This window comes from Bacillus sp. FSL L8-0152, from assembly GCF_038006365.1.
GTDB classification, from domain to species: domain Bacteria; phylum Bacillota; class Bacilli; order Bacillales; family Bacillaceae_G; genus Bacillus_A; species Bacillus_A cereus.
This window is the reverse complement of sequence record NZ_JBBOVB010000004.1, coordinates 44,202-65,781: the sequence shown is the minus strand read 5'-3', so window position 1 is coordinate 65,781 and position 21,580 is coordinate 44,202. Positions and strand designations below refer to the sequence as shown.

Below are 21,580 nucleotides of genomic sequence, written 5' to 3'. Positions count from 1 at the left end.
CCATAAACTTACGGACTGTTAACCGTCTGTTTTATTTGCCATCACAATTGTAGTTTATGCTAACTACAATTAGGTCAAGTTAGTGGAACTGGTCCTTGCCAAGGTTCGGTATTAACTACCCACATAACGTTTATACGCCCATACTTATCTACGAAAAACAAGTCAATTTGCTCGTCGGTTTGGCGTGCAGTCGCTAGGTTCGTACCTAATGAAACGTAATTTGGTTCAGTTAATGGAATCGGTCCTTGCCAAGGTTCGGTATTAACTACCCACATAACATTTACACGTCTCTGCTTGTCTACGAAAAACAAGTCAATTTGTTCATCGGTTTGGCGCGCAGTTGCTGGAATCGTAGACACTGGAACGAAGTTCGGTGCAGTCAAAGGAATTGGACCTTGCCAATTTCCGGTTCCGACTACCCACATGACATTTACATGTCCCTTATCATCTACGGTGAACAGATCAAGTTGCTCGTCGGTTTGACGTGCAGTTCCCCCAATCCGACTGAAGAACGGTTTGAATACCGTAGTTAGAGGAATCGGTCCTTGCCAATTTCCGGTTCCAACTACCCACATGACGTTTACACGTCCTGAAGTGTCCAGGAAAAATAGATTAAGTTGCTCATCTGTTTGATGTGCAGTCACAAGAGTCATTGCCGTACTATAAGTAATCGGCGCAGTAAGAGGAATTGGACCTTGCCAATTTCCGGTCCCGACTACCCACATGATGTTTACACGTCCTTGCTTATCCACGAAAAATAAATCAAGTTGGTCGTCTGTCTGGCGTGCGGTTGTTATACCTGATCCAGGTATAGCAACATTTGGTGCAGTGAGAGGAATTGGTCCTTGCCAAGGTTCGGTCCCGACTACCCACAGAACATTTACACGTCCTTGGTTATCCACGAAAAATAGATTAAGCTGTTCATCTGTTTGATGTGCGGTTCTCAATACCGCATTAGATGGAACATAGTTCGGCGCAGTGAGAGGAATTGGACCTTGCCAATGTCCGGTCCCGACTACCCACATAACATTTACACGTCCTTGTTTGTCCACGGCGAATAGATCAAGTTGGTCGTCTGTCTGGCGTGCGGTTGCTAGTGAACCACTGAAACCACGCTTCTCCCAAGAAGAACACCAATAATCTATAAGTCCATGAATTTTGTAAAACAGAGTACTTAATGGTGAATTAGGAATGGTTCCAACAATTGGTTCATTGTATACTCTTGCTGCTGCACCGTGAAGAAATTGATTATGTAATCCCTCCTCAATAAACAATCCGAGTTCATCTAGGGATGCAAAAGGAGGATTGTTAGTCAGGATTCTTCTTTCTGCGGCTTCCCATTGAGAGTTCCAGCCAGCGCTGGCTACCTTAAGTTCTGGTGGAATCGATGTCCATGGTGCAACAGCATTTTGATCCGCAAATGGTTGAGAATCGTACCACGCATGAAATTTAGCTATGAAATTTTGATGAAATGTTATAAATTCTAAACCTGCACCAGGGTTTGGAGGCAAGATTTGGCGTGTTGGAAGATCAGGGTGAGCACTAGGCATATGCCAAGCGTGATGTTCATGATTAAGGTATTCAGGAAAATTCGGTATTGTGGGCATTTTATCAGCCACCTTTTGTTAATATTTTTAATTCAATTGAACAGATTTTAATATTCCAAATTTATAATCGTTTATTCATTTCAAAACAATATTTTATGTATTATGTACATGTGAGATTAACATAACGTATCATTATTAGTAGTCAACAGTAGATATAACTTCTGTTATAAAAGTTTTTTATAATTGAGGAAGTCCATATAGAAGATATGTTGGTTTTAAAAATATAGTAAAATTAAGTTATCGCAATTTTGGAAAAGGTGGAACTATAAGAAAGTACAAGTTAAGGAGTAACTAAATATAAACATTGACGGTATTTTGGAAGGAATCTTTATAAAGGAGGATACGGAAATGAATATATTTAAGTTAAAAACTAATAGTAATGAAATATTTAAGTTGACTGTACATAATTATGAACATCAAACTCATAAGAAATCACCTTATTATGATATGAGTGGTAAAGAAGGAAGATACTATGCAGTGTGTCCTTCATGTAATAATCCAATTCAAATATATAAACTCTATAAAGATAAAACAGAAGGACAAGGGTTACACGCTAGGCATTTTGGGAAAAGCATTCATAGGCTAGCAGTTTATAATGAGGAAAGATATCTAGCTTGTGAATTAAGCAATCCAGAGTCATTTGGTGGGGAGAATAAACGTAAGAATACAAAAAAATCCAATGAATTATTAACGTTGATAAAGGAATATCCAGATATACTATTTAACGAAATAAGAAAAATATCTGGTATTGGTTTTTCTTATAAAAAATTTGATACCATGTTAAAACACTTTATGAAATCAGAAGGTTACTACTACACTGCGATAAATAAATTTAACTTACCATATGGATTTTTATACATGCAAAAATCTGTGAATTTATATCGAGGATTTCTTCATAAATATAGTCCACATGCTAATGAAATAAAAGAAGCAATCCAAAATAGTAAGTACCATACTGTTTTGGATGAAGAAATTAAAAAGAATATTGACGATTTCGCGGCACTAGATTTTTATCTAACAAATCATTCGGTTAAAGGAACAACAGAAACAATTGAATTGAGAATTGTTGAATCTGCTAAAGATTATGAACAAATCATATTTAAAAAGAAAATTCCAGTGGATAAATTCTCTTTTATGAACAAAGTTTCAAAATTGAAAGATAGATCAAATGTAGATAAAGGGGAATGGAGACAAAGATTACAAGCTATAGTAGACCAATATATAAAAAGATAACAATAAGTATTTAAGAAATGAACAAGTAAACATAAAAATTCGTAATAGAGTCCTATTTTGATAGGACTTTTTTATTTGTCGAAAAAATTCGAAAGAAAAAAATGAAAAATAGTTGATTATAGGACCTATAAGTCCTATAATCGAAGTATAGAAAAACTTAAAAAAGGAGGATAAAAAATAAAATAAGCCATTATCAATGTGATAAATGGCTTCGGAATGATATTAGGATTTATCATGGGGAACCTAGGAATTCCCTTCAATCCTTCTACAAATATTATAGCAAAAGTATTGTGGAGGGAAAATAATTATGAAAGCAATTGATAACTACATGACACCTAGTGAAGCCGCATTCTATTGGAAGATACCTGATTCAACTTTAAGGAACAAGTTACAAGAGGGAATTTCTAAAAAAGCGGATCAAGAAAGAGAAGTAATGATTCAACAGGGATTAATTAAATGCTTTATTAAGCCGAATGGAAAGAGAAAAGAATGGATTATTACTTCTGAAGCAATGATAAAGTGGTTTGGAGAACGAAAAAACTAATATTTTAAAAGAAAGATGTTCCCTAGCCTGCCAGCTCAAAAACATCTTTCTCTAATACAGAATCATAATTTAAGAAAGGAAGAATGGCTATGAAACAAATCCTTATCAAAATTACGTCTGGTGAGCCTATTTTAACACAACCTCACCTTAAATTTAAATTCCTCAAAAAATTTTACCTATACATTTCAGAAAATTACAAAAAGTTAAATCGTTATTTTGGTATTGAAGAAAATGTTTCCGATCAGATTTGGTTTTATGGTTTCTTTGCAACCTCAATTTTTATGATGCTTTTCACCTACTTATTTTCAGGTATCCTATATGGATTTTAGAGAGAAGCCATATGGAAGAACGCTTATTTTTAAAATCATCCCTCTAGAAAGGAGAGAAAGCATTGATCCAATCATTAAAAAGTACCATGCAATTTATTGGTTTAATCTTAATTAGTGCGTTGATTGCTGTCAGCTTAGTGAATTAGTCCTTTAAGAGAGAAAGGAGCAATCACATGGAAGATTACAAATGTAGAGCGTGTGGAGAGATTGCCGCCGAAGGATTTGCGTTAGGAAGACTATGTTATTACTGCATCGAAGAAGTTGTAATTCACATAAAAAAACAGTTAGAAGACAAAGAGATTTATTGTACGCATGGAGATAATCAAACAGTCGAAATCAAGGGAACAGATGAATCTATAACGGTTTGTCATGAGTGTGGAGAAGAATTATAAAAGGGAGGCAAGAAAATGAAAATCGGTGTATCTGTATGGAGAGTTCTTTGCAAAGAAACAAAGTTGAAATTGCTTCAAAATGCTATGCAAGAAAGTAAAAGCCGCTTTCCGAAAAAATTAGCCCTTTCCATTGCTATAAAGCAACAGAAAGGGGAAGTGTGATGAGTGATCGTATTGGTGAAGGGCACAAGAAATAAGATGCCTTCAAAAATATTTTAGCATGTTCATTTAGGAAATAAAGGGGGAATTTAATGTGATGAAAACAGTTCAATTATTGAAAAGTGAAGAATTTGAAATTGGTACAACGGATAAAAACGGGCACAAATTAAGACAGTCCGATTTTGTTGTCACACAAGATGATTTTGAGGGTATTAGTATCTGTCAAATCTTATACAACAGTATTGCAAAAGAGTTTGTGGCCATGAGTGATTCTAATTGGTGGATACCGTATGATGATTTATCTGTTGCAACAGAAAGACTAGATTATGTCATTGCAAAAGAGTTTTTGGGGCTAGAAAAATGCGGTACATATTGGGGTAAGAATCATACACCATTTATTAGAATGCCGATTGAATATTTCAATCCTGTTGAGGAATCAACTTTTATTCTAGAAAAATTAGGGCGGCAATATGACGATCTATTGAGCGTAAAAGAAAATGGGTGCTGGTACCTAACAGTAAACAAGAAAATATATAGCGAAAAGCGTCTTGGGATAGCCGCTTGTTTAGCCGCAGTTGATACTGTAAGAAACAAGAAGTAGGGATTTGATTTTAAGGGAGAAAGACAAATTATAAATAGGGGGAATCCAAATGTTACATGCAGTTATGCAAGAGCAAAATTACTGGAAAGGCCAAAAACAGAAATTCCGAAAAAATAATAAGAAGTTATTAATTTCATTAGAACCACATTTGCATGAAAGATTGGAAGAGTTCGCATTGTATAACGAAAATTTAGATCAAATTGCATCGGAGTTAGTAATAGAAGGCTTAGACTATATCTATATGGAGGATATACCTGTAAGGCAATCTCATGCTTTTCAGCATTTTGTAGAAATTGAATTATCACCATTTCAGCAAAAACTCTTACAACAATTAGCACTCAAACGAGGATGTTCAACAAGAAAAATGGCATATACAGTATTACATTTCATGCTAAAAACAAAATAAAAAAACCCTACTATTAAAGCAGGATTTTTTTGAAGTGAATGAAATTTACCTAGGGATTGAGTCTCGCCCACTCAATTCCTTTTTTTATGTTATAAAAAAGGATGTAATTTGTCAAAAAGCATTTGCTATAGAATAACAAATGCTTTTTGTTGAACTTGAATTGAACACTTTCAGAAAGTATTTATATTGTTTGCCTTTTTCTCTTGAAAAAATGTACCCTCAATCACTAATTTTACCATAGAATATAGAAAATGTAGCGTTTTAATATCAAAAAACCTATTGGTTTTATATGGATTATTTCTTTATAATAATGAAAGATAGTTCCCGAATGTAGATAGGCTCTCATGCAAGAAAAGCAAGAGAGCCTATCTACATAAAAAAGGACAATTTATTTGGTGTAAGGGGTTTAATGACAGCTTGTTACTACAACCCGTTTTTATTTTAAAAAATAATCAGAAAATTCAATCCAAAAGTTTTTTCTCAATATGGCTTTTCATATTTTTGAATTATAATATAATTAATTCTTTTTATTTCTATATCTGTCTCTTATCTTCCTGTTGGGAATCCTTATGATAAGGATTCTTTTTTTGTTCTAATTTTGTAATCTAATCTATATCTGTTCATTGCTTTATAGATTAAAAGGTCTAATTTTTGACTAACACTAATTACTTTTTGATGTCTAAAACCATATGTTTTGACAAGATACCCCAATTCTTTTTTTTGATCTTCTATCATCTCATGTAGTAATTTCATATCCACTTTTTCTTTTAAACTCCTTTATACATAGAATGATGAAAAAACTGTATTTAAAAAATGCAAACAAAAAAACAAGACTGAAACCAGCCTTGCCTTAAAGGAAAAAACTAACTCTTATATATAAGAGTACATTATGTATGTAAAATTTTGAAGTAAATATACCTAAAAAGGATAAAAAGGTTATAATTGTAAAAATTTGAAAGTTTGTTATTCTATAAAGAAACAGTTGATATCGCTTGTTTATAAAGGAACATTTGCTTTCCATTGCTTAAAATTAGTACCGAAAATTTATCAACAGCGATAATTTTTCCAGGTACTCTGACACCGTTTATTAGAAAAACCGTCACTTCTTTTTTTTCTTCTATTAACTTTTCATAAAACTTCTCTTGTGTATACATCATTTTGTTGGTTGCAACTCCTCTCCTTTTTCGGAACGGTTCATAGCTTCTAAGAATACATATTCTTTTACTGTTAGTTCAACCGTTGGGCAATATTCAACCTTTGATAATTCGTGAAATAGAGAAAGGTTTTTGTGTAGTTTTTGAATCATTTCATCTAAATTGATTTCTCCTACACCATACTCAATTACTGAATTTAAAAATACGTCTACATCTATTAAACTTGGTTCAATTAGGGAAACAATCTCTTGTACCTTTGGTAAAATAATTGTTTCATAACGTTGTTTGAATAGTTCTAAATCCTCTGGTGCGGGTTCATTCTCACAAAGCTTTTTGAAAGATAATACACGAATGTCATTTCGTAATGAATCAATACGCTCTTCATAAAACGCTTTGTCGAACCCTCCTTTGTCAGCAACATCATAATGAAGTTCTGTTTGTGATCTACGCTTTTTCTTATAAGAATCCATAAGGATTTTCTCTTTTGCATTAAACATCATAATAAAAATAGTACGCTCTAAATTCATGACTTGGTTTGCTACGCTTAATGTTTCATCTAACACTTTTGCGCGTTCTTCTTCACTTAACTTTCTCATAGAGGATGGAACAAGGTTTTTGACATTCTCAAACGCCTCTGAATTTGTAATGTGTTGAAGAGAAAATTGAGCGACCTCTGGTAAACAAGGATCAGTGGTTTTGTCTAAGAGTAACAAATCTTTAATCGTTCGCACTGTATTTTTGATCTCTTTTTGAGCTTGGCGAACTTTTTCTATGCTTCTTTCCATGTATTCTGGTTGTTTGAGACGATTGAAAATGTATTCTCTTCTTTCTTCAAAATGTTGCTGTAAAAGTGACATAGTTGTTTCCCCTCTCTAAGTGTCTTACGGTTTTAAAATCCTTCTCATGGATGCAAAAGGAACAGTATAATTATAACATTTTATACTTTGATACGATTTCAAAATTCTTATATTTCGGAAATTTAGCGAGAAGGCTCCTTTCTTCATGTTGTACTTGTACAAATGATCCACAAAGGTTATTTTTTAGGGAAAAGTGATCTCACTAATTCTATCTATTAAAAGGAAAAAGGATTTATTTTTCATAAAAAGGGGCCTTCTTTTTCTGTAAGCCTACATTTGTTTTCTTAATTGCTCCGACGAATTTTTCCCCTGTTATGATGAGGGGTTAAAACATTTGAAGTTCGATTGAACAATTCTAAAACAACAATTATTTAGTTGGAATTTTTATATGTTACAGTTTATTATCCGTTTGGAAAAACCCTCCTCGTAGAATGCGTTAAAATGTACAATAATAATTGTTATTTGAAAAATCAATAATAATTTATTTAAAGATAATAAAAACCATAAACCTTATTTAAAGAACTATAAGGGCTATGGTTTTATTTAGTATAGTAAATAGTTAATACACTTATCTCGGCTGTAACCCAGATTACTATTCATACAAAATCTATCAATACTGAAACGGTTTTATTTTGGAAAGTTCCAATTAGAAAAGCAACATGGTTAGAGAGAACGAACATGACAGCTTGCTGATCCTTGCTGTGAATTAGAAGTAAGTGACGTATTTCGACCCCCTGATTATGGTCTTCTGCAGCCCGGAAAATCGGCTGCGCCCTGGGACGCCCGCGTGGTACATGACGTTATTCATGTCGTCAGAGTGCAGAAGTAGGCCGCATGCGTGTCCGACTTCATGAGCAAGAGTCACATCATTAGCAAGCTTAAACACCACGTAGTTGGTCAGCGGGCCCAGCGAGCATCCATTGACACCATTACCCTTAATATCCTTCACAACGAACGCGTATATGGGACTGCGCCACCCGATTACGCTAGAGAAGCTGTGTGAGATACAGTTCACGGATGCGGAATTCTCATACTGAGTTCCTGTCAGCCATAAATCCTGCAGCCAACCGCTTCCACCACATTCGGGATCGACATTCGGCGAATTTCCGTCGCTGTAATGCTCGTGGACGATGACATTTGCTTCATCCTTATAAATTTGCTTCATCCGATCGACGAACGGCTTAACATCTGCAGGGGTTTTAACCGGTGCTCTTCCATCATGAGTGATGATGATACAGAGCCGTAGCGTCTTGGGGAAGCAGAGCCCGAAAATCCCACAGACTAGCCCCTCAAAGACGATCCCAATGATACCGAAAGCAATGGAAGTGACCACATTGATTGCTTCTCTCAGCAACGCCCCGAAAAACGGTATAGAGAAGACGGCTTTCACAAAAATGCCAACTAAGAAGGACAGTGGTGGAAGTACCGTTTCCCAGACGAGACAATGAAAGGTGGTAATAACGTTGATCGCGTGACATACCCAATTGACAATCCAGACAGCGGCTGTACACACCCACTCAAATACTTTGCAGAGCGCGGGCCCGATTAGGGGAATCCATTTAATTTTGCAGTTCTTTCCCCAGCTTTCACATTTGCTGTAGCCGTCGTCACGCCAGTCTGTGCAATATTCTTGCCTTTCAGTCCACCCTTTCAGGCAGTTCTCATGGCCGGAAGCCATAGTGCGATCCCTCCTTTGGTATGTCGTCAATTAGTTGCTTCGCCTCCCTAAGCGCGAGCGACAGGCGGATCTTTGCCAGCGTAAGGCCGAACATCTTCCCAGCGAGAAGTACCACAAATAGCCCGCCCACGGCAGCGGCCCATGCCCACGCTGTCGATAGGCGGATCAATCCCGCCAAGGCGAGAAGTGTGATGGCGAAGATATAGACCGCTCCGGCGATCGATCCCTCGGTGCAACCACATGCTACTGCATTCCTTTCTATTCTTGCTTCGATCCTCTGGGCCTGATCGCGATCGCTATCATCGCCCGTAGGGAGCCACAGTTTGACCTTGCCTGCATTCTGGATATTATCAAAGTCTTCGATACGTGTTATTACAATTACTTGATCTTTTAGCTTGTCAGCTTGATTCTTTCTTTCAAGCATGTTCAACAGCCTCCTATATTTTCAATATCCTCAATCCAAATTTCTCAAAATTAATCTTTGTTTTTCGCTGGAGAGCACTGTTCATGCAAATATATCAGTTCAATCCATTGATCCAGAAACAATTCACTAAAGGTAGGGTGCGTCACTTATTTTGCCTTCAATATTGATTTATCTTCTACATTATTGAACTTTTTATGCAATTTTTGGTAAAAGTGCTACTATGACTTCGTTTTACTCGTATCTCGGCTGTTCTCCATAGAGAGTCGAGAGTATTTTCACATAGAGAAAGCGTAGCGATGTTTGAATAGAAATTCCTAAAATTAATTCCGCTGTTTTGAGGTTGTTGTCACCTTCAATTTGAGTGGAGGTTCTTTTTTGTTTTGTACTTGCACAAGTTTCATATTGTTTGCATATAGCTAATAGCGTAAAGCACGCTGATAGCTAATAATTGAAAATGTGGTCTAAACGGGCCATTTTTTTATGGGAAGAGTGATATTACCGCTTATATCGATTAAATAAAAAAGAAGAGAGATTTTTTGTATAAAAAGGTGAATAACGTACAAACAGCAAGGAATACGATTTAGTAATACCGATATTATCGGTCACATCGGGGAGGGTGAACAGAATGGAAAGATCAAAGTTTAGTAAACCTGTAGCATTCAATAAGAAGAATGAAAAAGATAGAATCATGTTACAACATGTAAAGCGTAAAAATTTTTCGGGTTATGTAAAGAAATTGATCTGGAACGATATACCCGATAAACATAAAAAAATAACATGCGAAGAGGATAGAAAACAAGCACCTTCATCAATTCGACAAGACGAACAGATTGTAACAGGAAAGAAGAAATTAAGTGCCGCGGCACGTATTGAACAAATTAAGGCGCAAACAAAAAGACAGGAGCCTTCAAAAAGCTCACTGCCTGTATTTTTACCCAACAAAAACATTAACAAGTGATCCAATAATCGCGCCTACAGCGACAGCAATTGCAACATGCATATCGTTAGACCTCCTACTTTTCATTTATAAGTAGTATGTGTAGTTCTTTTAAAATTATACGAGGGGTGTTGCATCATGACTAAGACAGAAACGATTTCTTTTCGCTCGTTTATGGACCAAAGTTATAAAAAGAAAGCACATAAAGAAACAAATTGTAAGAACGTACTTAAAAAGGTTTTTACCGCTACAGGGAGTTCATTGGTATTAATACTTCCAAAGGTAACATTTGCCGCGGGAGTTAACGGGACATTTGGCAATGTTCATAGTGCAATTATGAACGGATTTGATGCGGGCGTAGTTTTAGTTATTATCTTTTCGGGTGCGGCCTGGGCGTTGGGTCATCGTACAAAGGCAATAGAAATTTTAATTGGTGCATGTTGTGGTTATGTCTTAGCAAGACATAGCGTTGATATTCGGAATTTTTTGAAGACTATTTGACGCTATTTAATCTCCAGTGCTATTTTAATCACGAATACAAATTGAAAAAAGAGGTGTTCGTGGTGGGGGAAATTAGAAAGAAACACGGCTTAACTGGAACAAGATTTTATAACATATACATGCATATGAAGATGCTCTGTTATAACAAAAAATGCAAATCATATCCAAACTATGGAGGGAGAGGGATCAGCGTTTGTGATGAATGGAAAAATGATTCTTCAAATTTCGTTAAGGATATGTATGAAAATTATCTAAAACACGTTGAAAAATATGGAGAGGAAAATACAACATTAGAAAGAGTAGATGTTAATGGAGATTACACGCCAGAAAATTGTATCTGGGCAACCAGAAAGATTCAAAATAACAACAATAGAAAAGTTAAAAAGTACGAATATAAAGGGGAAGTGTTAACAATAACCCAAATTTGCGAATTAGAAGGAAGAAAAGATGCTCAATTTATTTATCGTCGAGTATGGGAGGGATGGGATTTATATAAAGCGTTAAATACACCTAAATTAGAACCTAAAGAAACCTGGAAAGAAAGGAAAACTCACGGAAGACCAAAGAAAATGAAGGAGTGAGTTTTATGAAATTCATTTTAGAAGGTGGACAAATGATTGCGGCTAATACAGCTGGGTATATTGGAGAAAAGGCAAAAGAGGGTTCTTTTCTAGATCAATTAAATAATTTTAGTGATGCTATTGTAGGGAAGGAAATGGAATGGATTTTTAAGCCAATTGGTGAATTTATGATTGATATAGTAAGCGAATTAGGTCACTGGTTTATTCTAAATTTGCCCGATATTATGGGATATGGTGCATTGGTGACAGCTGGATTTATCATGATAGGTTCAATGACAAACAAAGGCGGAATGATAAAGCCGCTTGCCTATTTTGCAGGCGGACTTATCTTAGCAATATGTATATTAGGAGGGGCCTAAAAATGATACAGGGAGAAGGCTTTATTATATGCGATAAAGAAAATACAAACCTTCCTGTTTTGGCACAAAATGAATATTTGCCAGTATTATATGAACCTAAGAAAATAAAAAAATCTTGGTTTAAAAGAAAAGAGATATATTCTTTAAAACAATTTTTACAAGTAGAAAAAAATAAAATGGTTGTATATCGGATTATTCCTCATGCGGATGTATCTAATAATACAAAGCGTTTATGGCGGGCGATCCATAAGATGTATGAAATGTACGAAAGTATAGGAAGTCGTATAGAAAGAAAAGGGATTACATTTCATTATCGTGAAAAGGACTATTTCTGGTTTGATGTTGTTTTCAAACAGGAAAAGGGCCAGAAGAAAATTGAATTTTATGTAGCAACTAGCGAATATCAAGCATTAAAGCTTAAAAGAAAACTAGAGAACAAAATGAGTGTGACAATTAAGGAAGCGGAAATATCAGATTTGCAAATTTCTAATGAAAATACAATCGTACAAGAAATGCGATATTTGAAACATGACATCTTTTCCGTAAATACAAATAGCAACGATACAAAAACGCCTATTGGTAATATTTTAAGTGTTATTGATGAACTAAGTTATGATGGAGACATTTGCCGATTGAGTATTTGTAATGAAGCGGAAAACCGTCAGAAATGGGTGAAAAACGCTTCCTGGGCCATTGAAAAGTTAAAGAAGGGGAAACCACCCCAACGGGTTAATATGAGCGGCAAACGACTTGTAACAGGGGCTAAAATTGGTGTTGCGGCTGTTATTAATGAAATAAATGATTTATTAACTGATACATTCCAGGCGTTCTCGAACGCTTTTTTTAAATCAGATAAAAAATTTAGCAAAGAGCACATCATTAAAAAGGCACATACAACCGCTGATGAAGTTGGAACAAATCGTGTGAGTTATGACAAAGGAAATCAGCCTGTTTTTAAAACGCGTATACGGGTGGCCTCACATTCCCATGATCGGTTAACCAGGGAGACAATGGGGGAAACCTTAGCGCTTTCTATGATGGATTTATCAGAAACGAATGAACTACATGGCGTAAAAATAAGAATGAGAAAACGCCAAACAGAAATATTACAGGAATTAAATACATTCGAACTATCAAGCAAGACAAAGTTTGATCCGAATGTAAATTTGATGAGTACCGATGAAATGAGCAAATTAGCTTTGCAAATGCCTGTAAAAGAGTTGCAACGAAAATATGCAGATGCATTGAGTGTAAAAAAGAAAGTTGAAATTGAGATACCAGCGATTATGCGGGATGAGAAAGGAATATTCTTAGGACATTCGGAATTGAAAGATCAAAAAATACCAATCTATATGCCAATAGATAATCCAGATAATTTTTATAGAGGTTACGTCTTTATAGGAGGACAGGGTGCTGGTAAAGATACAGCAATTAAGAATTTTGTTATTGAGGGAAATACAAAACATAAGATTAGTTTTATCATACCAGATGCAATTGTAGAAGAAGGTGGGCGAGGTATGGCAGACGGGATTCGTGATGCATTACCACCAGAAAACATTATTGATCTGGATTTTAACGACAGTGATTATATCCCACCTCTAGATTTAACAGAAGTAATTACAAAGCTAGGGCGGAACGGTGCTTCAAGATTTGCGGATGAAATGATTGATTTCATGCAAATTGAAGGATTAAGCCGAAGTGAAAAATATTTAACGGATGCGGCCAAAGCAAGTAAAGGAAGTCTATTTAATATTAAACGTATTATAGAAGATGAGGACTTTCGGGTAAATCGTATTCAAGAATTAGTAAATGAAGGGAATTTGCGTCTTGCGAATGAGCTGATACAGTGGGGAGATAATGAACAATTAGGGAATAAGTGTGATCCCATCATAACAAGATTAAACCGCTTTTTTGGGAATGAAAGATTGTATGATATCTTTGCACAAGACCCATTGAAAGAACTTGATTTTGGTAAATGGATGCAAGAAGGAAAAGTTATTATTTTAAGGGTTCCAAATGCTAGGGGATTGGGGGAATATGCAGTAAAAACCCTGGTTCACTGGATCACACTAAAAACCTTCATGACCAGGTTATTAATGACTAAAAAAGAGCAAGAAAATGGGGCGTTTATCATTTTTAATGAACCCGAGCAATATGAAAGTGAAGGATTAACTAAATTGATGGGTAGAGTGGGTACAGAGGGCAGAAAAGAGAGACTAGGAAGCATCTATGCATTTCACCATTGGAACAAATTGAAACCGTCATTACAAGAGAATTTACAAGGTGGCGGCGTACAGCAATTCTTATTTATGAACGATCATACAAAGACATTTGAATTATCTAAGCATCGATTTGAGGATACAATTTCACTAGAACAAGCATATAAAATACCAGCACATCACGCAATTATCAGTGTAAGAGCTGGTGGAGAAATGCAACCATCGTTCATTTGTAAAATGGCGCCACCGGTTAAACCAAAATATGATAATAGCTTTCTAACAAAAAGGCATTCTCGCATGTATGGCCGATCCTGGAGCGATCTACAAAAACAGTACGGATAAAGCAAAGGCACAAGGGGAATAGTTCTTGTGCCTATTTACATTTTCCAAAAGTCATGTGGTTGTGCGTAGGGGTCTATTTTTCTAATAGCTTTCAAGAGCTTTTTCATTACAAGGGGTGTTGGGATATACGTTTTGTCGCGACAAGCCTTTGTTAAAGTTGCGCTAGATATTTTTGTAGCTTTCAGTATCTCTTTTTGCTCAATCCCATGACGATCTAGCCATTTTTTAAAAAGAGTCTTATTATCTTTAAAAAACATATAACACATCTCCTAAACTTGTTAATTTATTTACAAGTTTGGACATATATTTCAGAAAATATTCTACCCATTATTTTAAAAACTTAAATTTCCGATTAGAATTTCATAAATTCATAGAGCAATCAGACGAACGATTTTATTAATTTTATGCTTGGAATCTGGTATACATATAATGCAAAGATTTGACTTAGGCATCATACAACAAATCTTTGCAAGGCGGCTTCCAAAAACATTTTGACATTTACATGCAAGAAAATATAAAAAAAGATTTAAATTGCAAACAGCAAATTAGAATTTAGTTTTGAAGAAAAATAATTTGTGTAGTGGAACAAAAATAAAGACGCATGATGTAGTTTTTCATCATGCGTCTTTATTTTTTGAAAAGAGCCTAGACCAGAATCCTTGTTTTTGCTCTTGGGTGGACGCTATAAGTTTTTGTGATTCACGCATTTCATCAAAATCTCGTTTCAATTGTTCATATTGCAATAACAGAGTTTTATTTAACTCGTTAGCAGACTGTAATTCTTGGAGAATTTGTTGATTCGTTTTCTCTTGCTCTTGAAGTTGTCTCATGAAAGTTTCTAAAGTTTGAGCGACTTGTGAGCTAGTTAAAGTTAGCTCATTTTCTTGATGAGCGGGGGGCGCCCGATCGCTCGTTTTTTCTTTAAACTCTTCTACAACAGCTGTTGCGGCCTCTTCTTTTTTTACTTTTTGTTTTTTGGTCAAATACCTATACTTTTCTAATGCTTGTATATCTTGAGCGGTAAATGCACGACTGTCATTTGCACCTTTTGCGAATTTATACCCGCTCACTTCTAGTTCATTCGCCCAGCGCTTTAAAGTGCTATCAGATATTTGTAGTTTTTCAGATACTTCATGTGTCCAGTAAGCGCGTTCTTGTGATGTTGTATCATTCATATGTTTATCCTCCCTCGCTCAAAGGTCGTTCAATTCCAATTTTGAAGTGTAATCTTTGTTTAATCAAGTCTTTGTAAGTATTTTCTTTAATAATCTTCATAGCTTTCAAATCAATACAAAGATAATCCTAATAAAAAAAGAGTTGCTCTTATAAAAGAACAACTCTTTCTTTGCATTATGCATATGGATCATCTTCTAAATCATTCAGTTTATTCCACGATGTATTTTCTTCTTCATCATTGGATTCCCCAGGATTCGTTATTTCTTGACTTGTTTCGATATGAGCTTGATTCGAAACAGGTGTATGAACAGTTTTTGAACCTTCATCATGTTTGATTGGTAAAGGTTGTATTTCGTTATCCAGTGCAAATGTATATTTACGTGGTAAAATTTCCGCTACATCTACATTACCAATTTGTTTATGAAGTTGTTGTGCCGCATACAAAAAGAACATTGTAAGATCACTTTGTTTGTTAATAAAATCGATCATGTCTGGTGAAATGTCTTTCTTAATATAGACATTTGCTCTATCACCAGCTTTGTATATTTTACGAGCCATTATTTTTCACCGACAGGAGCAAGCGCTTTTTCTTTTAATTCTTCAAATCTTGGAGAGCATGTGTACACAAGTAATCCGCGTGCATTTACGAAAAGTGGGTCTTTTAGGAAAATGACATTTGTTAAACGTCCTTTTTGCTCTAAAATTTGCTGTAGGCTTTCTTTTACGATTGCGGCACCGCCACCATAAATGAATACATACGGATCATCTTTCATATCATCAATTTTATTAATAATATCAGTTGCAATTCGATTTGCTAAACCTAATAATGCGCCGCGTGATGCCTCTTTTAAACGAATATGACGAGGATGTTCAGAATCAAGATAAATTGCATTAAATTCAGCAATACTGTCTATTGTCTTTTGTTTATTGTTTAAGTTCCAAACCTTGATGATATCAAGTAAAGTTTCTTTCACTCCATATGGTAAACCACGACTCATTTTATGTTTAAAACTAACACCATGAGAAACAACTTCTTCTGTCGTACCAGCGCCAATATCGAAAGATAATATTGTTTTGTCAACAAAGTCTATTTCTGTAGTTTTGTCTTCTGTAGTTTCTACTTTTCTTTTGATGGTTTTACCTTTTTCATCATAAACGATTCCCCATGAACCCGCCGCACCTTCTGGTAAACACTTGCAAAATTCAATTTGGATATTAACTACTACTTCACGTCCACTTGGGTGATGGAATTTCACCGTATGATGATTCATATAACGCTCTACAAATTCTTGTGCTGTTTGAGGCGTAATTGTTGCGACAGGTAATGCAACAGAAAGATCATAAGTAACATCAATTTTATTTTTACTTGGTTGTTTTTTCATTGCTGTAATTGCTAAACCAGCTAATGTAACAAGTAGCACAAGATCATCTTTCGATTTATCCGATTTCTTTTCCATTTCAATACCTTTAATGTTTTCATCAATCACTTTTTGACCAATAATGTAACGCAGATTGTTTGCTTTTAAGGTAGGTGATGAAATTGTAACATCAATGTTGTTTTCTAAATCTTCAACAGAAATATCCTCATCACTCAAAATGTTTGTTGCTTCTCCAATGTGATGTGAATAAATACTTGGTATGAATAAAGGATCAAGACCTAATACATTTAACTTTAAACCACTGTTTCCCGCGTCCGCACCAGCTTTAAGAATTACCATATATAAAAACCTCCTAAAGATTATTTTTTATCGATTAACTTAATTCCATTATATGCTAAACTCTTTTAAAAAGTCAATACAATTACGCGCAAATTAATACAATTAAACACAAGTCAATACAAAATTATTAGTGAAAATCTATAAAAATCATTAAAATACAAGTGTTTTTCGTATTGATTCGTATTTACTTGTATTCATTTGTATTGACTTTGATTGATTCTTACATAATTAAATTGTTTTTAGTGTTTTGAATAGCATAGAAAGGCCCTGGTTTTGATTGGAGCAGGGCTGCTTTTGTTTTTCGTGCATTCAATACTGGATGCTTTTTTAATCATCTTCTCCTAGTAATATTTGATTATGATAATAGTTTTGATAACGTGGTATTAACGTATCCAAGCTTTATTTAACACAGTTTTTATCATTATCAAAAACCTTGATTTTTGATAACTCGATTAAGTCTTATTGCCGTTCTTGTTCTTTTACTACACAGCCCCCTAGTTTAAAGGGACAACCTGTACCCACTGTTTTTAGAATGTTTTTGGAAATTTTATTCATGTTTTTGTTATATAATTGATTAAAAGAATATACATAGGAGTGAGATTATGGAACTTCAAAAACGTTTGGAGCTTATAGATCAATTAAAAACAGATGAACATATGAAGTTATTACTTGCTGGCATTAGGACTATCGGTGGTTTAGATAAGTTATCTAGAGATTTGTGTAAACTGCATAAAGTAAAGAATGAGACAATAAATGAAAAAATCAGGAAATACAGTGGTAATTTAGTAGATGAATTTGAAACTATGTCGAATGATTTTTATGAGTCTGCTGTTAAAGAAGTTGTTGAATTTTTTGGTTCAAGCTATGAAGATGATGACGAAGTTACAACCTATGTTTTTAATTATGGAAGAGGTCGATATGATATTGATAGTTTGATTGTAAAATTAAAAGATTTGTACATTGAAATTGATCAAATATCTGAGGGATATGTGGGATTATCTGCTGAGAACGGTAAAGTAGTTCTTGTTCCTGAAAATGAATTTGATGCTATGTTTCTTGAGAATAAGAAGGAAAAATAGTATAAATTTAGATTAACATTGCCCATCCTTCGGGGGATAGGCAATGTTAACCTTTATAGAACCAATAGCCGGAGGTTTTACGCATGGTGTGAGTCCCGATGGAGTCTACACCAGCAAAATCTCCGGCTTTTTGCAGATGGAATACTTTTTTAATTCAATCTTATAAGTTGTAATTTTTATATGTTTTTGGTGCGAAATCTTTTGAGAGGTTTTACACTTTTTATGGTATTTTATTGGCGTTTATTCCAAAATTGAACGTATCTATGCAGGGCCTCAACGCTTTTTAATCCTAAAAATGCTTTGATTTCAATGGGTTTCATGCCATTCTGTAGGGCATTTAATATAAAACGGTTCCGTAGCATAGTAGGCGTTATATGAATTTCAGCGCGTTTCGCTTCTTTCTGTAACATGCGTTGTACAGCGATTCGAGTTAAAGCGGCGGGTTGATCTTTTTCATAATCCCAGCGGAACGTTTGCGGGCCGAAATCAAACGCCACAAAGAAGGGATCGCCCATTTGTTGGCGCGGCCTAACCAAATTAGGAATCTTATTGTAATAGGATAAGGCAAGTTTTACGTGCTCTTTTGAAAGGGTAATAGATCGTTTGTAGGCGTGCATCCCTCCTGGGGTAATGGTATTCGTCCCAAAGTGTATGTCATGCATAGAAAGCGTAAGAATGTCCTGGATAGATAGCCCATAATCTAACATGAAATGAATTAATAAAAGATTACGTTCTAGAATAAATTTTCTTCCTGTTGCTTGGTAGTCGGTTAATCCGTTATAACTACGCATGACGCGGAATAGTTTTTTTATTTCTTGATCCGATGCAAAGTGTTTAGAAGTTAGTCCAGGAAGAGAGACATAACTTTTTAAATCCTGGGCCGCGCCATGAAATTGTAAAAAGTTAATCAGAATACCTCGTACACGCTTGGTATTAGAAATTGACGCCCCACGTTCCTTTTTAAGAGCTTTTAAGTATCTTTCTAATATATTTGTATCAAAAGAACGAAAAAACGATTCTGGAGGTAATTTGACGTGTTTCTGAATCCATGATGTGAAAAGTGTGAGATCGTAGCGGTATTGTTTAACGGTGGAAGATTTACGGCCATGTTTTAACAAATCAGAAAGGAAAACATCAACAGAAAGTTCCCAAGTCATGTTTATATACTCCTTTATCCTAAAAATTGTGTACCGCAATTATATACGAGAACCATACAAACAAGCAATAGGGGATTCTAGGTCGAGTTGTTTTCTTTGGGGCTTGGTGGGATTCCAGGGCCAGGACATTGCAGGGCTATGCGGAGACATATGGGCCTGGCTGGACAGGGCGTGGCGTGGCGTTGTGGAATAGGTGGATATATAGATGTATTGGAATGAGTGGAAGGCGAATGATGGGCCGATGTTGAAGGAGGACGATATGCGAGGAATGGGAATGGCCGCCGCCCCGCCTACGTAGTTTTTTGAAAATCTGCCTGGCAACGGAATCTGATTCATAGCTGAATCAAGATCCCCTTACCAGGAGAGCTTCGTTTTTCTTTTTCTTTACGTATGTAAAATAAAGCTAGCGTTTATGTACATTAGCCTCAATTTTCACTCATGCCGAACTGATGCCGATTTTCATCATGTATACATAACATAGACATCACATTTGCATCACTTTGGCATAATATAGGCATTAATATTTTTACTGTATATTTAGATAGAATTAGAACTGATAATGGCTAAATGACTATCATGATATGTAGGAAAATAAACGAATAAAGCTAGTCATAAATAGTATGTTTGTTCGGAAATATGTTGAGCAGCTAAAATATTGCAGATTTGCATATTAAGAGAAGAGAAGATTTGTATTTTCGTATATAGATCAATTTTAGGATGATATGTAGAAGTTTATAAAAAAAAGACACTCCTAGTATAGGATACTTTTTATTACTAAATCTTGTTTTAAAAAAAATTAAAACCATTAAATATATTAGGATTTATTTTTGCTCAATACGCCTTACTCTCACAAGGGATTAGGGAATTCTTCTTATTTAATTACTGATTTAAGAGCAGGTTCAATTCAAGTATAAATCCATAGTGGATTTGTTGTGAGAAATACGCTTAATTTATAAAAGTATAATAGATTGATAATATGTTTAAACTATTAAAATAAAGAATGGCATGACAAAAAGCCTTGTTAGTGGTGAATTTTTTGAACAAGGCTATAAAACAATTATTTTTTTGAAAAAAGAGATTTAGGCGTTCGGATCAACCATTTTTTTGAATAAATCCATTGGTGGTATGAGACTCTTTTTTGGTTTACCAAACGTCATATTTCGTATATTTTCTTTTGCTTGTTGATCTCTACGCTTTCTATGTGCAGTTAGCTGTTGTGTGTAGACTTTCATGAAATGTGCAGGCGTGCTTACTTGTGATTTGTTTACCTCAAAAATCTGTACACAATCCTCAAAAGTCTTTCTTGCTTCCCAATCTACGTCTGGCGGCATACGCAATGCGATTGTATAAGCATCTTTTTCAGTAATATTTGTGTCTTTACTTAAGATGTATATATAAAGTCTCTTTTGATCTTCACTCATAAATCCATCCATTTCGTGGAATCTTAGTTCTAACTTTTCACCCAAAGTAGGGGCATTCTTTGGCTTTTTTTCTTCTACTTCTTCATTTATAGGAGCAACAGAATCTAATATATCTATTCCCTGGCATGTAGGCACAGTTGGTTTTTCAGTTTGTTCTGTAGCTTTCTCCTGTTTTTTACTTAGTTTTTTAGATAGAAACTTTGTAAATGTAGAAAAAATATCAATTGAAAAAGCCCATTTTTGCTTAAAATATTCAATAATTTTCAAATAATTGGTATTGAGGCTTAATATGTAAATAGATGGTGCAATCTTACCATGACGTCTTGTTTTGATTTGATGGCATACTTCAAGGTCCTCTAACCATTTCAGAATAAAGTTGATGATTGGTATAGAAATACCCGATTTTTGACTGATTTGTTCTTGTTTCATTTGAGAGTATCCTTCTTGTACTAGGTAAGATAAAACAACTTCCAATGCCTGATAGCGGCGTGGTGTTTGTATGAAGAAATCTTTAGTGGTTTTACCTTCATGTTCGAACAGAATAATATCAATATTTTTAATTACTTTTTGTACTGTTTTATTGATAGCACCTCGCGGAACATGAACCAGGTGTGGACTTAATTCTCGTTTTGCTGTACTTAGCAAAAAATTATTTAGTAGCATAAAAAAACCTCCTATTTTTCCACCACAAATAAACAGGAAAAAC

Annotated in this window: 25 protein-coding genes; 13 read left to right on the top strand and 12 right to left on the bottom strand. The window is 34.9% G+C overall.

The window, feature by feature from the left end:
• Positions 1-74: 74 nt before the first annotated feature.
• On the bottom strand, positions 75-1,025 hold the full coding sequence (locus MHH27_RS30925; protein WP_340945725.1) for a hypothetical protein: 951 nt from the start codon (positions 1,023-1,025) through the stop codon (positions 75-77).
• Positions 1,026-1,955: 930 nt separating this feature from the next.
• Here MHH27_RS30925 and MHH27_RS30920 point away from each other — a divergent pair.
• From MHH27_RS30920 to MHH27_RS30890, 7 genes are all read left to right on the top strand, one after another.
• Entirely contained in the window at positions 1,956-2,840 is an 885-nt protein-coding gene (locus tag MHH27_RS30920; RefSeq protein ID WP_340945724.1) for a hypothetical protein, read from the top strand.
• Between the two features lie 307 nt (positions 2,841-3,147).
• On the top strand, positions 3,148-3,384 hold the full coding sequence (locus tag MHH27_RS30915; RefSeq protein ID WP_016127997.1) for a hypothetical protein: 237 nt from the start codon (positions 3,148-3,150) through the stop codon (positions 3,382-3,384).
• An 89-nt stretch (positions 3,385-3,473) separates the two neighbouring features.
• A complete protein-coding gene (locus MHH27_RS30910) occupies positions 3,474-3,713 on the top strand; it encodes a DUF3961 domain-containing protein (RefSeq protein ID WP_098280267.1) in 240 nt (79 codons plus the stop codon).
• A 173-nt stretch (positions 3,714-3,886) separates the two neighbouring features.
• A complete protein-coding gene (locus tag MHH27_RS30905) occupies positions 3,887-4,105 on the top strand; it encodes a hypothetical protein (RefSeq protein ID WP_098903083.1) in 219 nt (72 codons plus the stop codon).
• Positions 4,106-4,120: 15 nt separating this feature from the next.
• Positions 4,121-4,267, top strand: a complete 147-nt coding sequence (locus MHH27_RS30900; RefSeq protein ID WP_000690449.1) for a hypothetical protein — start codon at positions 4,121-4,123, stop codon at positions 4,265-4,267.
• Positions 4,268-4,361: 94 nt separating this feature from the next.
• The gene (locus MHH27_RS30895) at positions 4,362-4,865 is read left to right on the top strand and encodes a hypothetical protein (RefSeq protein WP_340945715.1); all 504 of its coding nucleotides are present in this window, start codon (positions 4,362-4,364) and stop codon (positions 4,863-4,865) included.
• A 49-nt stretch (positions 4,866-4,914) separates the two neighbouring features.
• On the top strand, positions 4,915-5,271 hold the full coding sequence (locus MHH27_RS30890; protein ID WP_340945711.1) for a hypothetical protein: 357 nt from the start codon (positions 4,915-4,917) through the stop codon (positions 5,269-5,271).
• Between the two features lie 567 nt (positions 5,272-5,838).
• On the opposite strand, the gene MHH27_RS30885 is transcribed toward MHH27_RS30890, so the two are convergent.
• From MHH27_RS30885 to MHH27_RS30865, 5 genes are all read right to left on the bottom strand, one after another.
• Entirely contained in the window at positions 5,839-6,030 is a 192-nt protein-coding gene (locus MHH27_RS30885; protein WP_098280264.1) for an aspartyl-phosphate phosphatase Spo0E family protein, read from the bottom strand.
• A gap of 209 nt (positions 6,031-6,239) precedes the next feature.
• The gene (gene hfq, locus MHH27_RS30880; protein WP_000990397.1) at positions 6,240-6,428 is read right to left on the bottom strand and encodes an RNA chaperone Hfq; all 189 of its coding nucleotides are present in this window, start codon (positions 6,426-6,428) and stop codon (positions 6,240-6,242) included.
• A complete protein-coding gene (locus tag MHH27_RS30875; protein ID WP_340945708.1) occupies positions 6,425-7,282 on the bottom strand; it encodes a hypothetical protein in 858 nt (285 codons plus the stop codon). The genes hfq and MHH27_RS30875 overlap by 4 nt, the downstream gene beginning before the upstream one ends.
• 706 nt (positions 7,283-7,988) lie before the next feature.
• Complete coding sequence (locus MHH27_RS30870) at positions 7,989-8,960, bottom strand: hypothetical protein (RefSeq protein ID WP_340945705.1); 972 nt, start codon at positions 8,958-8,960, stop codon at positions 7,989-7,991.
• Positions 8,944-9,384 carry a hypothetical protein gene (locus tag MHH27_RS30865; RefSeq protein ID WP_340945703.1) on the bottom strand — a complete coding sequence of 147 codons (441 nt, stop codon included), beginning with the start codon at positions 9,382-9,384 and terminating at the stop codon, positions 8,944-8,946. The genes MHH27_RS30870 and MHH27_RS30865 overlap by 17 nt, the downstream gene beginning before the upstream one ends.
• Before the next feature lie 625 nt (positions 9,385-10,009).
• On the opposite strand from MHH27_RS30865, the gene MHH27_RS30860 reads away from it, so the two are divergent.
• From MHH27_RS30860 to MHH27_RS30840, 5 genes are all read left to right on the top strand, one after another.
• Positions 10,010-10,342 carry a hypothetical protein gene (locus MHH27_RS30860; RefSeq protein WP_340945702.1) on the top strand — a complete coding sequence of 111 codons (333 nt, stop codon included), beginning with the start codon at positions 10,010-10,012 and terminating at the stop codon, positions 10,340-10,342.
• Positions 10,343-10,459: 117 nt separating this feature from the next.
• A complete protein-coding gene (locus MHH27_RS30855) occupies positions 10,460-10,822 on the top strand; it encodes a glycosyltransferase (RefSeq protein ID WP_340945701.1) in 363 nt (120 codons plus the stop codon).
• 62 nt (positions 10,823-10,884) lie between these two features.
• On the top strand, positions 10,885-11,403 hold the full coding sequence (locus tag MHH27_RS30850) for a hypothetical protein (protein ID WP_340945698.1): 519 nt from the start codon (positions 10,885-10,887) through the stop codon (positions 11,401-11,403).
• Positions 11,404-11,408: 5 nt separating this feature from the next.
• Positions 11,409-11,762 (top strand): hypothetical protein, encoded by a 354-nt coding sequence (locus tag MHH27_RS30845; protein ID WP_340945784.1) that lies wholly within the window; start codon positions 11,409-11,411, stop codon positions 11,760-11,762.
• Positions 11,763-11,764: 2 nt separating this feature from the next.
• Positions 11,765-14,323: an ATP-binding protein gene (locus MHH27_RS30840; RefSeq protein ID WP_340945696.1), complete on the top strand. Its 2,559-nt coding sequence runs from the start codon at positions 11,765-11,767 to the stop codon at positions 14,321-14,323.
• Positions 14,324-14,358: 35 nt separating this feature from the next.
• Here MHH27_RS30840 and MHH27_RS30835 read toward each other — a convergent pair whose 3' ends face one another.
• The 4 genes from MHH27_RS30835 to MHH27_RS30820 form a co-directional block, all read right to left on the bottom strand.
• On the bottom strand, positions 14,359-14,580 hold the full coding sequence (locus MHH27_RS30835; protein ID WP_000465161.1) for a helix-turn-helix transcriptional regulator: 222 nt from the start codon (positions 14,578-14,580) through the stop codon (positions 14,359-14,361).
• A 360-nt stretch (positions 14,581-14,940) separates the two neighbouring features.
• The gene (locus MHH27_RS30830) at positions 14,941-15,498 is read right to left on the bottom strand and encodes a MerR family transcriptional regulator (RefSeq protein ID WP_340945694.1); all 558 of its coding nucleotides are present in this window, start codon (positions 15,496-15,498) and stop codon (positions 14,941-14,943) included.
• 175 nt (positions 15,499-15,673) lie between these two features.
• Complete coding sequence (locus MHH27_RS30825) at positions 15,674-16,057, bottom strand: hypothetical protein (protein WP_098502002.1); 384 nt, start codon at positions 16,055-16,057, stop codon at positions 15,674-15,676.
• Positions 16,057-17,217 carry a ParM/StbA family protein gene (locus MHH27_RS30820; RefSeq protein ID WP_086387843.1) on the bottom strand — a complete coding sequence of 387 codons (1,161 nt, stop codon included), beginning with the start codon at positions 17,215-17,217 and terminating at the stop codon, positions 16,057-16,059. Before MHH27_RS30820 ends, MHH27_RS30825 begins: the two co-directional genes overlap by 1 nt.
• 602 nt (positions 17,218-17,819) lie before the next feature.
• Here MHH27_RS30820 and MHH27_RS30815 point away from each other — a divergent pair.
• Positions 17,820-18,296: a hypothetical protein gene (locus MHH27_RS30815; protein WP_130068785.1), complete on the top strand. Its 477-nt coding sequence runs from the start codon at positions 17,820-17,822 to the stop codon at positions 18,294-18,296.
• A gap of 230 nt (positions 18,297-18,526) precedes the next feature.
• Here the strand turns inward: MHH27_RS30815 and MHH27_RS30805 are convergent, their stop codons facing one another.
• Positions 18,527-19,453, bottom strand: a complete 927-nt coding sequence (locus MHH27_RS30805) for a tyrosine-type recombinase/integrase (RefSeq protein ID WP_340945682.1) — start codon at positions 19,451-19,453, stop codon at positions 18,527-18,529.
• Between the two features lie 1,079 nt (positions 19,454-20,532).
• The gene (locus tag MHH27_RS30800) at positions 20,533-21,537 is read right to left on the bottom strand and encodes a Replicase RepFR55 (protein ID WP_340945679.1); all 1,005 of its coding nucleotides are present in this window, start codon (positions 21,535-21,537) and stop codon (positions 20,533-20,535) included.
• Between the last annotated feature and the right edge of the window lie 43 nt (positions 21,538-21,580).

What these genes read in the sequence shown, in the direction of transcription:
- MHH27_RS30890 (WP_340945711.1), top strand. Translation starts at nt 4,915, where the DNA reads ATGTTACATGCAGTTATGCAAGAGCAAAATTACTGGAAAGGCCAAAAA.
- MHH27_RS30905 (WP_098903083.1), top strand. Translation starts at nt 3,887, where the DNA reads ATGGAAGATTACAAATGTAGAGCGTGTGGAGAGATTGCCGCCGAAGGA.
- MHH27_RS30800 (WP_340945679.1), bottom strand. Translation starts at nt 21,537, where the DNA reads ATGCTACTAAATAATTTTTTGCTAAGTACAGCAAAACGAGAATTAAGT.
- MHH27_RS30910 (WP_098280267.1), top strand. Translation starts at nt 3,474, where the DNA reads ATGAAACAAATCCTTATCAAAATTACGTCTGGTGAGCCTATTTTAACA.
- MHH27_RS30870 (WP_340945705.1), bottom strand. Translation starts at nt 8,960, where the DNA reads ATGGCTTCCGGCCATGAGAACTGCCTGAAAGGGTGGACTGAAAGGCAA.
- MHH27_RS30820 (WP_086387843.1), bottom strand. Translation starts at nt 17,217, where the DNA reads ATGGTAATTCTTAAAGCTGGTGCGGACGCGGGAAACAGTGGTTTAAAG.
- MHH27_RS30815 (WP_130068785.1), top strand. Translation starts at nt 17,820, where the DNA reads ATGGAACTTCAAAAACGTTTGGAGCTTATAGATCAATTAAAAACAGAT.
- MHH27_RS30830 (WP_340945694.1), bottom strand. Translation starts at nt 15,498, where the DNA reads ATGAATGATACAACATCACAAGAACGCGCTTACTGGACACATGAAGTA.
- MHH27_RS30825 (WP_098502002.1), bottom strand. Translation starts at nt 16,057, where the DNA reads ATGGCTCGTAAAATATACAAAGCTGGTGATAGAGCAAATGTCTATATT.
- MHH27_RS30895 (WP_340945715.1), top strand. Translation starts at nt 4,362, where the DNA reads ATGAAAACAGTTCAATTATTGAAAAGTGAAGAATTTGAAATTGGTACA.
- MHH27_RS30835 (WP_000465161.1), bottom strand. Translation starts at nt 14,580, where the DNA reads ATGTTTTTTAAAGATAATAAGACTCTTTTTAAAAAATGGCTAGATCGT.
- MHH27_RS30860 (WP_340945702.1), top strand. Translation starts at nt 10,010, where the DNA reads ATGGAAAGATCAAAGTTTAGTAAACCTGTAGCATTCAATAAGAAGAAT.
- MHH27_RS30920 (WP_340945724.1), top strand. Translation starts at nt 1,956, where the DNA reads ATGAATATATTTAAGTTAAAAACTAATAGTAATGAAATATTTAAGTTG.
- MHH27_RS30865 (WP_340945703.1), bottom strand. Translation starts at nt 9,384, where the DNA reads ATGCTTGAAAGAAAGAATCAAGCTGACAAGCTAAAAGATCAAGTAATT.
- MHH27_RS30915 (WP_016127997.1), top strand. Translation starts at nt 3,148, where the DNA reads ATGAAAGCAATTGATAACTACATGACACCTAGTGAAGCCGCATTCTAT.
- MHH27_RS30805 (WP_340945682.1), bottom strand. Translation starts at nt 19,453, where the DNA reads ATGACTTGGGAACTTTCTGTTGATGTTTTCCTTTCTGATTTGTTAAAA.
- MHH27_RS30925 (WP_340945725.1), bottom strand. Translation starts at nt 1,025, where the DNA reads ATGTGGGTAGTCGGGACCGGACATTGGCAAGGTCCAATTCCTCTCACT.
- MHH27_RS30875 (WP_340945708.1), bottom strand. Translation starts at nt 7,282, where the DNA reads ATGTCACTTTTACAGCAACATTTTGAAGAAAGAAGAGAATACATTTTC.
- MHH27_RS30845 (WP_340945784.1), top strand. Translation starts at nt 11,409, where the DNA reads ATGAAATTCATTTTAGAAGGTGGACAAATGATTGCGGCTAATACAGCT.
- hfq (WP_000990397.1), bottom strand. Translation starts at nt 6,428, where the DNA reads ATGATGTATACACAAGAGAAGTTTTATGAAAAGTTAATAGAAGAAAAA.
- MHH27_RS30840 (WP_340945696.1), top strand. Translation starts at nt 11,765, where the DNA reads ATGATACAGGGAGAAGGCTTTATTATATGCGATAAAGAAAATACAAAC.
- MHH27_RS30855 (WP_340945701.1), top strand. Translation starts at nt 10,460, where the DNA reads ATGACTAAGACAGAAACGATTTCTTTTCGCTCGTTTATGGACCAAAGT.
- MHH27_RS30900 (WP_000690449.1), top strand. Translation starts at nt 4,121, where the DNA reads ATGAAAATCGGTGTATCTGTATGGAGAGTTCTTTGCAAAGAAACAAAG.